General features: G+C 64.2%; 12 protein-coding genes. 6 read left to right on the top strand and 6 right to left on the bottom strand.

What is annotated here, in order from left to right; all coding sequences use genetic code 11:
* Position 1 precedes the first annotated feature (1 nt).
* Positions 2–1,336 carry a S41 family peptidase gene (locus AVO45_RS14690; protein ID WP_068348280.1) on the top strand — a complete coding sequence of 445 codons (1,335 nt, stop codon included), beginning with the start codon at positions 2–4 and terminating at the stop codon, positions 1,334–1,336.
* Between the two features lie 189 nt (positions 1,337–1,525).
* Positions 1,526–1,882 (top strand): glycine zipper family protein, encoded by a 357-nt coding sequence (locus tag AVO45_RS14685; RefSeq protein ID WP_240482151.1) that lies wholly within the window; start codon positions 1,526–1,528, stop codon positions 1,880–1,882.
* A 36-nt stretch (positions 1,883–1,918) separates the two neighbouring features.
* Here the strand turns inward: AVO45_RS14685 and AVO45_RS14680 are convergent, their stop codons facing one another.
* A complete protein-coding gene (locus AVO45_RS14680) occupies positions 1,919–2,281 on the bottom strand; it encodes a hypothetical protein (RefSeq protein WP_068348278.1) in 363 nt (120 codons plus the stop codon).
* Positions 2,282–2,293: 12 nt separating this feature from the next.
* The gene (locus AVO45_RS14675; protein ID WP_068348276.1) at positions 2,294–3,055 is read right to left on the bottom strand and encodes a DUF6478 family protein; all 762 of its coding nucleotides are present in this window, start codon (positions 3,053–3,055) and stop codon (positions 2,294–2,296) included.
* Positions 3,056–3,329: 274 nt separating this feature from the next.
* On the opposite strand from AVO45_RS14675, the gene AVO45_RS14670 reads away from it, so the two are divergent.
* Genes AVO45_RS14670 through AVO45_RS14655 form a run of 4 tightly spaced genes read left to right on the top strand, consistent with a single transcriptional unit; the run spans position 3,330 to position 9,589 of the window.
* On the top strand, positions 3,330–6,437 hold the full coding sequence (locus tag AVO45_RS14670; protein WP_068348274.1) for an ABC transporter transmembrane domain-containing protein: 3,108 nt from the start codon (positions 3,330–3,332) through the stop codon (positions 6,435–6,437).
* Entirely contained in the window at positions 6,427–7,326 is a 900-nt protein-coding gene (locus AVO45_RS14665) for a CPBP family intramembrane glutamic endopeptidase (RefSeq protein ID WP_068348273.1), read from the top strand. The genes AVO45_RS14670 and AVO45_RS14665 overlap by 11 nt, the downstream gene beginning before the upstream one ends.
* A gap of 59 nt (positions 7,327–7,385) precedes the next feature.
* Positions 7,386–8,318, top strand: coding sequence for an acetyl-CoA carboxylase, carboxyltransferase subunit beta (gene accD, locus AVO45_RS14660; RefSeq protein ID WP_068348271.1), 933 nt, complete (start codon positions 7,386–7,388; stop codon positions 8,316–8,318).
* Positions 8,315–9,589 carry a bifunctional folylpolyglutamate synthase/dihydrofolate synthase gene (locus AVO45_RS14655; RefSeq protein WP_068348269.1) on the top strand — a complete coding sequence of 425 codons (1,275 nt, stop codon included), beginning with the start codon at positions 8,315–8,317 and terminating at the stop codon, positions 9,587–9,589. Before accD ends, AVO45_RS14655 begins: the two co-directional genes overlap by 4 nt.
* Before the next feature lie 66 nt (positions 9,590–9,655).
* Here AVO45_RS14655 and AVO45_RS14650 read toward each other — a convergent pair whose 3' ends face one another.
* The 4 genes from AVO45_RS14650 to AVO45_RS14635 form a co-directional block, all read right to left on the bottom strand.
* Positions 9,656–9,847 (bottom strand): hypothetical protein, encoded by a 192-nt coding sequence (locus AVO45_RS14650; RefSeq protein WP_068348267.1) that lies wholly within the window; start codon positions 9,845–9,847, stop codon positions 9,656–9,658.
* Between the two features lie 85 nt (positions 9,848–9,932).
* Complete coding sequence (locus AVO45_RS14645; protein ID WP_068348265.1) at positions 9,933–10,673, bottom strand: lysophospholipid acyltransferase family protein; 741 nt, start codon at positions 10,671–10,673, stop codon at positions 9,933–9,935.
* Complete coding sequence (locus AVO45_RS14640) at positions 10,673–11,569, bottom strand: cell division protein FtsX (protein ID WP_205627902.1); 897 nt, start codon at positions 11,567–11,569, stop codon at positions 10,673–10,675. The genes AVO45_RS14645 and AVO45_RS14640 overlap by 1 nt, the downstream gene beginning before the upstream one ends.
* Positions 11,569–12,246 (bottom strand): cell division ATP-binding protein FtsE, encoded by a 678-nt coding sequence (locus AVO45_RS14635; RefSeq protein WP_068348691.1) that lies wholly within the window; start codon positions 12,244–12,246, stop codon positions 11,569–11,571. The genes AVO45_RS14640 and AVO45_RS14635 overlap by 1 nt, the downstream gene beginning before the upstream one ends.
* Positions 12,247–12,350 lie beyond the last annotated feature (104 nt).

The following is a 12,350-nucleotide window of genomic DNA, read 5'->3' as shown; positions in this document are numbered from 1 at the left end:
TATGAAGAAATTCGTGATGGCCAGTCTGGCCGGAACCCTGGCAGGCATCATTGCCACGACCCAGATTGCCGGGCCACTAGTTGCGCAGGAAGCAAAGGCGAACGCCAGCGTGTATCAGCAGCTTGACCTGTTCGGAGACATTTTCGAACGGATCAGGGCGCAATACGTGGAAGAAGTCGAAGCAAACGAGCTGATCGAGGCCGCGATCGACGGCATGCTGACCTCGCTGGATCCGCATTCCAGCTATCTCTCGCCCGAGGATGCCGAGCAGATGCGCGTGCAGACCCGCGGCGAGTTCGGCGGCCTGGGCATCGAGGTCACGCAGGAGGAAGGTTTCGTCAAGGTGGTCTCGCCGATCGACGGCACCCCCGCCGACGAGGCCGGGATCGAGGCCGGCGACTTCATCACCCATGTGGATGGCGAAAGCGTTCTTGGCCTGACCCTGGACAAGGCGGTTGAATTGATGCGCGGCCCGGTCGGTTCGGAAATCGTGATCACCGTGGTGCGCGAAGGCGAGCCCGAGCCCTTTGACGTCACCATCATCCGCGACACCATCAAGCTGACCGCCGTGCGGGCCCGCACCGAGGGCGAGAGCGTGGTGCTGCGCGTGACCACCTTCAACGACCAGACCTATCCGAACCTCAAGGAAGGCCTGGAAAAGCAGATCGAAGAGGCCGGCGGCATCGACAAGGTCAACGGCGTGGTTCTGGACCTGCGCAACAACCCCGGCGGGCTGCTGACGCAGGCAATCAAGGTATCCGACGCCTTCCTCGACGAGGGCGAGATCGTGTCCACCCGCGGCCGCAACCCCGAAGACGGCGAACGTTTCAACGCCACCCCCGGAGACCTGATCCAGGGCAAGCCGGTCGTGGTTCTGATCAATGGTGGCTCGGCCTCGGCCTCGGAAATCGTGGCCGGTGCCCTGCAGGATCACCGCCGCGCCATCGTGGTCGGCACCAAGAGCTTCGGCAAAGGGTCGGTCCAGACCGTGATGCCGCTGCGTGGCGACGGGGCGATGCGCCTGACCACGGCGCGCTACTACACGCCCTCGGGCCGGTCGATCCAGGCACTGGGCGTCAGCCCCGACATCGTGGTGGAACAGCCGCGCCGGCGCCCGGAAGCGGACGAGGATGAGGCCGAAAAGGCGCGCACCCGCTCCGAGGCCGATCTGCGTGGCCGACTCAGCAATGACAGCCTGACCGAGGACGAGATCCGCCAGATCGAAGAGGATCGCGCCAAGGCCGAGGCCACTGCGAAACTTCGTGAAGAGGACTATCAGCTGGCCTATGCCATCGACATCCTCAAGGGCCTCTCGGCCTTCGGCGCGCAAGACTGAAACGCCGGCACGAAGTGAAGACACAGGGCCGCGCCTTGCGCGGCCCTTTCGTTTTGCCGGGCCCTTTCGAAGGTGAAATCGCCGAAATTGCCCGGCGTGGTGCCCCTGTGCTAACACAGCACCATCCACGGGAGAACAACCCGCCCGATTATTCCATTTGTCACAGGATTGAACATGCAGCGTTTCAAGATGGCTTCCATTGTCCCGATTGTTTTTCTGGTCGGGGCATGTGCGAATTCCGGCGCCAATTACACGCCCGTCATAGACGGGCCGGTCGGGCCGAACTACAACGCGGACTTGGCAGAGTGTCAGGCTCTGGCGGCATCACAGCCCCTGGCGGATGGCAAGACGGCGGGGTCGATTGCCGTCGGCGCGGGGGTGGGTGCGGCCACCTCGGCCATTCTGGATGACGGCGACAGCATCGGCGAAGCCGCCGCCGTCGGTGCCCTGGGCGGCCTGACCAGCAGCGCCGTGCAAAAGAATGCGCAACGCGAATCCATCGTCAGGAACTGCATGCGCGGACGTGGCTACAACGTTGTAGGGTAGTCCGATCCGGGCGCGTGCGAACCGTAGCCCGCGCGCCTAGTCCGCCGTATCCGCGCAATGCCGCCGGAAGGCCCGTTTCAGCATGTCCAGCTCTGCCCGCAGAAGCGCCACTTCGGCTCTTAGATCGTCTGCAGCAGGCGCGCCGGCGATCACGGTGAAATCGCCCAGCCTGGTGTTCGAGGCTGCGTCATAGATGAGAAACGTATGCACGCCTTCCGATATGGCCCGCAGCGGAACCGGAACCTGCAGGGTCCAGCCGTTGTCCGCTTCGGCAACCGCAACCCCTTCGACCGGCTGATCGAGATACCGCACCTCTATGTCAGGCCACCCGCTTCCGGACAGGTGACCTTCCCAGATGCCGTTGTCAAAGCGAATACCGGTCAGCTTGTGTTGGCCCATGTCCATGCTCCGTCAAAAATCGGCGCGGTAGTGCCGGCACAGTGTCAAATCGCGTACCACCATCCGGTTCATCTCGGGCGCGTCAAAGATCAGATCCAGCCAGATCTTCTCGATGCGCTTTTCGTTCACGCGGGCATAGGCCAGATCGAATTCCACCGATCTGGCTTCGGAATCGGCCGGCAGATCCCGCACGATGTGTTCGGTATTCGGACCATGCTGGATGTTGAGGCGTGCCGAAATGCCGAGCGGGCGCTCGGTTTCGATGCTGGTGTCGAGGCGCATCAGGTGCGACTTCGTCAATCCCGAACCGGCCTCGCGCGGCAAATCCACGGACAGCGACAGGAACGACCCGTCGAACCCGAAGACGTCCATGCACACGGCGAACGGGGCGAGATCGTCGTCGCGGGTATTGCGGGTTTGGCGCAGCGAGATGTCCCGTTTGTCGCAGTCGTGAAACAGGGTGACTTCGTCGTCCACAGGCGCCTTGTTGGGCGCCGAGGCCAGTCCCGCCCCCGGCAAGGGCCCGCGCCAGAGATCGGGCCGCCAGGACCAATCCGTGCCCAGGGGTCTGGGGAAGTTCGCAGACCCCATCCGGGGCCGCGACAGACGCCCGTCGGCCACGTGAATCAACCGGTCCAGATGTCCGCGCAATACGCGGGCGCGGTTGCGTTGCATCCGCAGCTCGGCCAGGGTCTCCGTCTCCGCCCGGCACGCGGCACGGCGCCACTTCCTGAGGGCCAGTGCATGCAGAAGTCGATCCGATAATCCGTTCATGACACATCCGTGGCGTTTGGCAGGTCTTTTGCCAATGACAACGGGCAAGATAAAGTCGTTTTGGCGACCTTGCCCGGAAAAGTTTCGCCCACCGGGTTGCGCACGCGTTGACCCTGGCCGGTTTGCCTGCGGAAAACGGACGCAAGTGACGCCCCGGCCAAAAGACTTGCCTTTCTTGTAATCCGGCCGGTCAATACTTACCGTCAAGGTTTCGGTAGCAAAGCATTTTCCGCATATTGCCGCGGATCATTCGAGCCACGATGAGGACCGGGGCATGGAACCCAGTTTGTTTTCATTCATCTGGAAGTACTCGAAACGGCAGCAATTCACGCTGCTGCTTCTGACGATCCTGTCCTTTCCCTTCCTCTACGCCTCGCTCGAGCTGCCCAAGCGGATCATCAACGACGCGATCGGCTCGACCACCTCGTTCGTGACGCTCCGGGGCTTCACGCTGACCCAGGTCGAATACCTGATGCTGCTGTGTCTGGCCTTTCTGGCGACGGTCCTGATCGGCGGCCTGATGAAGATGCGGATCAACACGATGAAGGGCGTGTTGTCCGAGCGCATGCTGCGCCGGCTGCGCTACACGCTCATCAGCCGGATGATGCGGTTCCCCAAGGCCTATTTCGCCACCACCAGCCAGGGCGAGCTGGTCTCGATGATCACCTCCGAGGCCGAGCCGATGGGCGGGCTGATGGGCGATGCCATCGCGCAGCCGGTTTTCCAGGCCGGGCAGATGCTGACGATCGTGACCTTCCTGTTCATGCAGAATGTCTGGTTCGGTTTGGCCTCGATCGCGCTCATCCCGTTGCAGGCCTGGCTGATCCCGATGCTGCAGCGGCAGATCAACCTGCTGAACAAGGACCGCATCCAGGAGGTGCGCAAACTCAGCTCGGAGATCGGCGAAAGCGCCGCCGGCATCAGCGATCTGCGCACCAATGGAGGCTGGCGCTATCGGCAGGCCCTGTTCACCGACCGGCTGGGCCGTCTGTTCGACTTGCGGTTCAGGATCTACCAGAAGAAATTCTTCATGAAGTTCCTGAACAACCTGATCACCCAACTGACGCCGTTCCTGTTCTATTCGGTCGGCGGCTACCTGGTGATCATGGGCCAGATCACCATCGGCGCTCTGGTGGCCGCACTGGCCGCCTACAAGGATCTGTCGAGCCCGTGGAAAGAGCTGCTGACCTATTACAACCAGGTGCAGGACATGTCGCTGCGCTGGAAGATCGTGACCGAACGGTTCGCGCCACGCAACATGATCCCCGAGCACCTGTTCGAAGGCTACCCCGAAGAAATCCCGCATCTGCGCGGCAATATCGAACTGCGCGACGTGACCGTCCGCGATCAGGACGGCAACACGATCCTCGAGGATATCGACCTGACCATTCCGCCGGGCGCGCGGGTGGCGATACAATCCGCGCGCGATGAGGAACGACAGGCGCTTGCCCAGCTTCTCACCCGCGAAGTGCTGCCCTCGCGCGGCGAGGTGGTGATCGCCCGCCACCGGCTCAACGACCTGCACCAGGCAGTCATCGCCGCCCGCATCGGCTATGCCCATTCCCGCCCCTACCTGTTCGCCGGAACATTGGGCGACAACCTGATGATGCCTCTGCGCCCCCATCCGCAAAACCCGTCGAAGGACCATCAGCGGCGGGATCGGAAACTGCTCGAGGCCATTCGCGCCGGCAACAGCCCCGATTCGCTCGAGGACAAATGGATCGACCCCAAGATCGCGGGCCTCAACAGCGTAGACCAGATACGGACCTGGTGGTTCAAGCTGGTCGAGGCGATGGGGATCGACGAGTTCATGGTCCGCCGCACGCTCCGGTCGCGTTTCGACCCTGCCCTCCACCCTGATCTTGCCAGGGCGATCGTGGATCTCCGCCCCAAGGTCGCCGAGCGCATCAAGTCCCGCGGGCTGGGCGATCTGGTGCACAGGTTCGAACCCGACAGGTTCAACCCGGCGGTGCCGCTTGGCAGCAACCTTCTCTACGCCTCGCCCAGCCACGACATTTCCCCCGAGGAACTTGCCAGAGACAAGCGCTTTACCGCAATGCTGCACGACGAAGGGCTGGCGGACGAGGCCCGCGACATCGCGCTAGGGGTGGTCGAAACCCTCAGACGGACCTTCGGCCGCGAAGGCACGGACCACCCGCTGTTCCGGCGCCTTGGCATGAGCGAGGAGATGTATCACCGCCTGCTCGACATCGCGGACCGTCGCGAAAAACGTGGTGAACGCGCCCTGAACGAAGAAGAGCGCGCCCTGCTTCTGACCGTGCCGTTTCTGCTGACGGCCGAACAGATCGGCCCCAGCTTCCCCGAAAAATACAAGGAAAAGATCCTGACCATTCGCCGGGATCAGGCCGAGAAGCTGCGCGCGTCTTTGGGTGGCATGTTCGTTCCGGTATCGCCCGACCAGTACGTTCCGCGTCTGACCGTTCTGGAAAACGCCCTGTTCGGACGGGTTTCGCTCATGGCCGGCGCGCGCGTCGAAGAGATCGAGGACGTCGTCGCCGAGGTCATGAACGAGGCCGGGCTGCGGCGACGGCTTGCGGCCATCATCTATGACCTGCCCGCGGGGCTGGGCGGCGCCAGCCTGCCCACCGTCTTTCAGGAACGCGCCGCCTTTTCCCGTGCCGCGATCAAGCGTCCCGACATCCTGATCATGGACAAGATCCTGGCCAGCCACGATTCCGAAAGCCGCCTGCGCACCCGGCAAAAGCTGCGGGAACTGCTGCCGAATTCCATCCTGATCTTCATGGAAGACCATTTCGCGCATCCCGAGGCCTATGACCTGTTCATCGAGATCGTGGACGGCCGCATTGACGGGGAATCGCGCAGACAGCTGGAACTGGGCGAGGACGCGGCGGCGGATCTCAGCCGCAAGATGAGCATCATCGCCTCGACCGAGCTGTTCTCGAAGCTGGATGCCCGCAACCAGAGACTGCTGGCATTCTCGGCGCAATGGTATGATGCGGCGGCCGGGCAGGTGATCTTTTCGCGCGGTCAGACGCCGGACGCGGTCTACCTGTGTCTCGAAGGGCGCGCGACCCTGCTCTGGCCCGGCGACGGCACCTCGGTCGCCGCGATCACGCAGGTGGAACCGGGCCGTCTGATCGGTGATTTGTCCATCATCACCGGAGAGCCAAGGCAGCTTGACCTGGTGGCCGACACCAACTGCAAGTTCCTGCGGATCGGAGCAGAAGAATTCCGCGCGGTCATGGAAAGCGATGCCAATGTCGCGGTGCAACTTCTGGAAACCGTGTCCGGCCATCTCGTGGACCTGTCGCGCCGTCTGCAGGCCGCGAACATCAATGCCGCATCGCTGGCCGACCCTGAATTGCTTGCCCTGCCGGAGGACGATCTGCATGGGCGGTGACCGGATCGAACGGGTCTATGCTGCGCACGAGCAACTCGTGGCGCCCGCACGCCGATATCCCGAGCTCTGGCGCCTGCTGGCCGGGCTGCTTTTGATGGCGGTCGTGGTTTTCGGGCTGAACGCGTTCCTTCTGACGCTGGTCACCAAGCTGGGCTCGGACGAGCTGATCCGGGGATTCCTGACAGGTGCAAACCCCGGTGCCCTGCTGCTGTTGCTGGGCAGCTTCGGTTTCCTCATCCTGGGCGTGGCCGCCGCCGCCCGGACATTCCAGCGGCGCAGCCTGGAAAGCATCGTCGGACCACTCGCACAGGCCAGGCAGCAGTTCTGGCGGGTCCTGCGCGTGCTTCTCATCCTCGGGGCGGTGCTGTTCGTTCTGCCGCCCTATGACATGGGCGCCCCGCTGCAGCCGAATCTGCAACTGTCGGTCTGGCTGCTCATCCTGCCCTTTTCCCTTGCCGCCATCCTGATTCAGACCAGCGCCGAGGAAATCCTCTTTCGCGGATACCTCCAGCAATGCCTGGCCGCGCGGTTCCGCGCGCCGGTGATCTGGATGGTCATCCCGTCGATCCTGTTCGCCGCCGGGCACTATGTTCCGGCACAGGCAGGAGAGAACGCGGCGCTGATCGCGCTCTGGTCGGGCGCCTTCGGCGTGCTGATGGCCGACCTGACCGCACGGGCCGGAACGCTCGGCCCGGCGATCGCCCTGCACTTCTTCAACAATCTCATTGCCTTGCTGTTCATCGCCCTGCCCGACAGCCTGGACGGGCTCGCCCTGTATCTTCTGCCCTACGAAATGTCCGACACCGAACGGCTGCGCGCATGGCTGGTGGTGGACTTTGCCCTGATGCTCGTGGCCTGGCTTGCCGCCCGTCTGGCATTGCGGCGCTGATTGCATTTCCTGACGCAGGGTCTTATTTGACCTGCACAAAGCATCAGCAAGGCTCCGCCATGAACTGGATTACCAACTACGTCCGACCCCGGATCAATTCGATCTTCTCGCGCAGGGAAGTGCCCGAGAATCTCTGGCACAAATGCGACGAATGCGGAACGATGCTGTTCCACCGCGAACTGGCGGACAATCTGAATGTCTGCACCCAGTGCGGGCACCACATGGCAATCACGCCGCGCCAGCGGTTCAAGGCGCTGTTCGATGGCGGGATCTTCACCGAGGTTGCCGTTCCGTCCCCCACGGCAGACCCGCTGCAGTTCCGGGACCAGAAGAAATATCCCGACCGCATGAAGGCGGCCCAGAAAAAGACCGGCGAGAAAGAGGCCATGCTGGTCGCCACCGGCGAGATCGGCCGCACCCCCATCGTGGCCGCGGCGCAGGATTTCTCGTTCATGGGCGGGTCGATGGGCATGTATGTGGGCAACGCCATCATCGCCGCCGCGCAAGAGGCGGTGAAGCTCAAGCGCCCGCTGCTCCTGTTTTCCGCCGCCGGCGGCGCCCGGATGCAGGAAGGCATCCTCAGCCTGATGCAGATGCCGCGCACCACCGTCGCGGTGCAGATGCTGAAAGAGGCCGGCCTGCCCTATATCGTCGTTCTGACCCACCCCACGACCGGCGGCGTGACGGCATCCTACGCGATGCTGGGCGACGTGCAGATCGCCGAGCCGAACGCGCTGATCTGTTTCGCCGGCCCCCGCGTGATCGAACAGACGATCCGCGAGAAACTGCCCGAGGGCTTCCAGCGTGCCGAATACCTGCTGGATCACGGCATGCTCGACCGCGTGACCAAGCGCACCGAGATGCGGGACGAGTTGATCACCATCACCCGGATGCTTCTGGGCCTGCCGCCCGCGATTGCCGGAGACCTGCCGTCGCCGCCGCCAGAAGCCGAGGCCAGGGAAACACCCGCCGAGGACAAAGGCGAGCAATGACCGCCACGACATCGGACGCCATCCTCGACCGGATGATGGCGCTGCACCCCAAGATCATCGACCTGACCTTGGACCGTGTCTGGCGTCTGCTCGAGGCCTTGGGCAACCCGCAGGACAAGCTGCCCCCGGTGATCCACATCGCCGGCACCAACGGCAAGGGCTCGACCCAGGCGATGATCCGCGCCGGGCTGGAAGGGGCCGGGCTGACCGCGCACGCCTATACCTCGCCGCACCTGGCGCGCTTTCACGAACGCATCCGCCTGGCGGGCGAGCTGATCTCGGAACCCGACCTGACCGCGGTGCTGGATGAGTGCTACACGGCCAATGGCGGCGAGAACATCACCTATTTCGAGATCACCACCTGCGCCGCCCTGCTGGCCTTTTCCCGTGTGCCTGCCGACTACACGCTGCTCGAGGTCGGTCTTGGCGGGCGGCTCGACGCCACCAACGTGATCGCGAAACCCGCGATCACCGTCATCACCCCGATCTCGATCGACCACGAGCAGTTCCTCGGCAACACGCTGGCCAGGATCGCCGCCGAAAAGGCGGGCATCATCAAGCGCGGCGTACCCTGCATCGTCGGACCCCAGCCCGACGAAGCGATGGAGGTCATCGAGGCCACCGCCGCCCGCCTCGGCGCACCGCTGCTGGCCCATGGCCAGCACTGGCACGTCCACGAGGAACACGGCCGCCTGATCTACCAGGACGAAAACGGCCTGCGCGACCTGCCGCTGCCGAACCTGCTGGGCGCCCACCAGATCCAGAACGCCGGCGCCGCGCTGGCGGTCCTGCGCCATCTCGCCTTGGGTGATGCCGCCTACGAGGCCGCTGTCACCCGCGCCCACTGGCCCGCCCGCATGCAGCGCCTGAAGACCGGCCCGCTGGTCGAACAGGCGCCTCAGGCCGAGCTCTGGCTCGACGGCGGCCACAACGCCGCCGCCGGACAGGCACTGGCCGATGTCCTGGCCAAGCTGCCGCCGCGCCCGACGCACATGATCTGCGGCATGCTCAATACCAAGGACGTGACGGGCTATCTCGCGCCTCTGGCCGAAAAGACCAGCTCGCTCACGGCCGTTTCCATCCCCGGCGAAGCCAACACGCTGAGCGCCGAAGAAACCGCCGCCGCCGCAACTGCCGTGAACCTGCCCGCCACCACCGCCGACAGCGTGGCCGAGGCACTGGCCGCGATCACCGCCCGCGACCCACAGGCCCGGGTCCTGATCTGCGGCTCGCTCTATCTCGCCGGCAACATCCTGCGCGAAAACGGCTAAGGCTTCATCTGGCTGAAAATATCCCGGGGGAGCCGCGGCCTGCCGCGGCGGGGGCAGCGCCCCCTGTTACCACAAGGCTTGCAAGGCATGGGCAGGCCATTTGCGGTCATAGTCTGCCCCGCCTTCTTCGCCCTTGGTCATCTCGCACGGACGTTCTCCGACAGTCGGCAAGTCCGAACCCTCGCCACCGCATACCCAGATCTCCACCCGCATCAGCGCGCGGGCGCATTGGGTATGGATTTCGAGGATTTCGGTCATAGGGCGTTTGCCCTGTTTCCCGAAACGCCCGCGAGGGGACGGCGCTCAGGGTTTGTCCTGCCGCGCCTCGAGCGCGGGGTTGCCATCAATGAACTGCATCGGGATCAAATCCCACCCCTCGCATCAACCGGTCCGAGTGGCTTTCGATTTCCTCTTCGAGGCGGGACATGAACGTGTTGCGGTCGACCCCGGGCTCGATCGGGTCCAGAAACTCGACGATCGCGTGACCCGGCCTGCGCATGATGCCTGTCCGTGGCCAGAACACCCCTACATTGGTGGCAGCCGGAACACATGGGTTCTTCAGCCCTTCGTAGAGGATCGCCGTTCCTACCTTGTAGGGCTTCTTGACCCCCGGCGGAACACGGGTTCCCTGCGGGTAGATCACCAACTGCCCGGGCTCGTTGAACTCCTTGGCGACATCCTGAACCATCTTGGCAATCGCAGCGCCTTTTTTGCCGCGATCCACGGGAACGCACCCCAGCCGCTTGGCGTAAAGGCCGATCACCGGCGTCCACATCAATTCACGTTTCATGATGAACTTGGCGTGCGGAACCGCATCGAAGATCAGCAGGATATCAAAGAATGACTGGTGTTTGGCGGCGACCATGACCTCTCCGGTCGGGGGCGTGCCCCTGACCTCGCCGCGAATTCCCACCATCCAGCGCGCCAGCCAGATCGTCGAGCGGGCGTAGATCTTGCAGGCCCGCAGCGCGCCCCGCTTGGAGAACAGCGCATAGGGCGCAAAGACCAGCCCCAGTATGCCCATCCACGCATAGATCACGATCACGAAAATCAGCGAGCGCACCCATTGGATTGCATTTGCCATCAGGACAGCTCCTTCAACTTGCGGCGTGCGGCGACCCAGGTCGCAGCAAATGCCACCGCAGCCCCCGTCACCGGGATCAACAGCGGCAGAACCCAGCCGATGCCCTGAAATCCGATCCCGGTCAAGAATCCACCGGCCTCGGACGCACCCGGCAGGAGAAGCACCGCCGTCATTCCAAACAGCGTGCCGGCGCAGGCGCCCAACAGGGTCCGCAACGTAAAGCGGCGCACGAAGGCGCCCGCGATGAAGCTGTCGCGGGCACCGATCAGGCGTAGAACCTCGATCACCTGCGCGTTTGCGGCCAGCGAAGCCTTGGCCGCCAGTGTTATCATCGCCGCCGTGGCCCCACCGATCAGCAGCACCGAAATCAGCGCAAGCCGGCGCAAGGCGTTTGCCGCATCCACCAGAGGCCGGCGCCACCGCCCGTGATCATCCAGTACGGCGCCTGGCACTTCGGCGCTGAGACGCAACCGCAATCCGCTGGGGTCATATCCGGGTTCGTCTTCGATGATTTCGATCAGTTGCGGCACGGGCAAGGCATCGACGGGCAGATCCGGCCCGAACCACGGCGCCAGCAGAGCGGCCTGTTCCTCGAGTGTCAGCGCACGCGCCTCTGCCACGCCGGGGGTCTGCCGCAGCACCCGGAGCGCCGCTTCGGTCTGGGCCGCGCGCTGTTCGGCCGGGGCGTTGATTCGCAACGTGGCCGAGCGCGCCAGTTCCGAGGCCCAGCGGTCGGCCACCCGCCCCGAGGCCAGCGACAGCGCCAGGGCGAATACGGCCAGAAAGGCCATCGCGCCGGAAACGAACAGGGTCAGATTGGCGGTGAACCCGGAAGGCGGCACCACCCGGTCGGCCCGCTTGTCGCCCTTCAGCAGATTCCGAGACAGAGCCCCGATCACAGGTCCGCCCCCGCAAGCTGGAGTTTCCGCTGCGAAATGCGCAGCACACGCGCCTGAACCTGGCTTTTTGCCGCGCGAATGAGGCTCAGGTCATGGGTGGCGACCAGCACCGTCTTTCCCATGCGGTTGAGTTCGCCCAAAAGGCGCAGCAGCCGCTGCGACATGTCCCAGTCGACATTGCCGGTCGGTTCGTCCGCCAGCACGATATCCGGTGACAGGATGACCGCGCGGGCCAGCGCCGCGCGCTGCCGCTCGCCGCCCGACAGTTCCGGGGGGTGCGCCTCGGCCCGCGGCCCCAGCCCGACCCATTGCATGAGTTCCTTCAGGTTTTCCTCTTCACCTTTCGGATCACGCCCCGACACCAGCAGGGGGAGCGCGACATTCTCGGCCAGCGTCAAGTGATCGAGAAAACGACAGTCCTGATGAACTACTCCGATCCGGCGGCGCATCATGGCCATCTGGTCTCGGTCCAGCCTGCCCATGTCCTCGCCAAACACGCTGAGCCGCCCGGTCGTCGGCGCCAGCGCCCCGTAGCACAGTTTCAGAAGCGTGGTTTTCCCCGAGCCGGACGGCCCGGTCAGAAAATGGAAGGAGCCCGGCGCGAGTTGCATCGAGACATCGCTCAGCAGTTGCCCGCCTCCGTAGCTGTAGCTGACGTTTTCCAGCTCTATCAAGACCCGCCCCCTGTCGCCTTGGCGCCCTTCTTGCCTCAGCATGTGGCAGGTTTCAATGCCCGCACCGGGGCCAATGAGAAACACTTGCTCACCAAGAAAGAAAA

This window comes from Ruegeria marisrubri (genome assembly GCF_001507595.1).
Lineage (GTDB): Bacteria > Pseudomonadota > Alphaproteobacteria > Rhodobacterales > Rhodobacteraceae > Ruegeria > Ruegeria marisrubri.
Note: the sequence above shows the minus strand (reverse complement) of the source record. Positions and strands in the feature narration are given on the sequence as shown.

Excerpts from the sequence above, each read along its gene's own strand:
- AVO45_RS14690 (WP_068348280.1), top strand. The coding sequence starts at position 2 with ATGAAGAAATTCGTGATGGCCAGTCTGGCCGGAACCCTGGCAGGCATC.
- AVO45_RS14685 (WP_240482151.1), top strand. The coding sequence starts at position 1,526 with ATGGCTTCCATTGTCCCGATTGTTTTTCTGGTCGGGGCATGTGCGAAT.
- AVO45_RS14680 (WP_068348278.1), bottom strand. The coding sequence starts at position 2,281 with ATGGGCCAACACAAGCTGACCGGTATTCGCTTTGACAACGGCATCTGG.
- AVO45_RS14675 (WP_068348276.1), bottom strand. The coding sequence starts at position 3,055 with ATGAACGGATTATCGGATCGACTTCTGCATGCACTGGCCCTCAGGAAG.
- AVO45_RS14670 (WP_068348274.1), top strand. The coding sequence starts at position 3,330 with ATGGAACCCAGTTTGTTTTCATTCATCTGGAAGTACTCGAAACGGCAG.
- AVO45_RS14665 (WP_068348273.1), top strand. The coding sequence starts at position 6,427 with ATGGGCGGTGACCGGATCGAACGGGTCTATGCTGCGCACGAGCAACTC.
- accD (WP_068348271.1), top strand. The coding sequence starts at position 7,386 with ATGAACTGGATTACCAACTACGTCCGACCCCGGATCAATTCGATCTTC.
- AVO45_RS14655 (WP_068348269.1), top strand. The coding sequence starts at position 8,315 with ATGACCGCCACGACATCGGACGCCATCCTCGACCGGATGATGGCGCTG.
- AVO45_RS14650 (WP_068348267.1), bottom strand. The coding sequence starts at position 9,847 with ATGACCGAAATCCTCGAAATCCATACCCAATGCGCCCGCGCGCTGATG.
- AVO45_RS14645 (WP_068348265.1), bottom strand. The coding sequence starts at position 10,673 with ATGGCAAATGCAATCCAATGGGTGCGCTCGCTGATTTTCGTGATCGTG.